The sequence below is a fragment of the Vibrio sp. 1249-1 genome, assembly GCF_033340495.1.
The window spans coordinates 1-569 of sequence record NZ_JAWOWJ010000926.1 but is presented as its reverse complement, the minus strand read 5'-3'; the positions used below and the strand labels follow the sequence as shown (position 1 = coordinate 569).

General features: G+C 48.3%; 1 protein-coding gene and 1 pseudogene. One reads left to right on the top strand and one right to left on the bottom strand.

Going from position 1 to position 569, the window contains the following annotated elements; translation table 11 throughout:
- Positions 1-275: substrate-binding domain-containing protein (locus R7Z50_RS29725; protein ID WP_318150045.1), on the top strand; the 275-nt coding region annotated here is incomplete at its 5' end.
- Positions 276-348: 73 nt separating this feature from the next.
- Here R7Z50_RS29725 and galM read toward each other — a convergent pair.
- Positions 349-569 (bottom strand): annotated as a pseudogene (gene galM / locus R7Z50_RS29720) (galactose-1-epimerase); the annotation flags it as partial.

Below are 569 nucleotides of genomic sequence, written 5' to 3'. Positions count from 1 at the left end.
ATATGGCAATGGGGTGCTACCAAGCGATAGCGGAGTTGGGGTTGAAGATTCCTCAGGATGTTGCCGTTGTCGGTTACGATAATCAGCAAATCGCCTCTGAAAGCTTCCCAGCATTAACGTCGGTTGAACTGCCCTACTCAGACATGGGTAAACTCGCAATCGAATCGTTGATGGCACTGATTGAAGGGCAACCGTTGCTTTCTAACAAACGCAAAGTAGAGGGTGAGCTCATCGTTCGAACCTCTTCGACAAAAACAAAAAAGGTGGGCATGTAGCCCACCATAACACCCAAAGTCGTTGGAGTTGCAGCATCGCTGCCGCTGCAAGTTCAAAGGGCAGAAGTGCTATCTAAAATTCAAACTGATAAGTAGTTTGATGCTGATAGCAATCCCCAGAGCTCAACACCCCATTGTTGAGTCCCCATTCTGGTTTGTTTGGCCCGTCTGGAAAGTACTGCGTTTCCAACGCAAGGCCGTCATAGCGTTCGTAAGTTTTACTTGCACCTGGCGTACCGGCTAAGAAATTACCTGAATAAAACTGGATGGCGGGCGTGGTGGTTTTCACCTTCA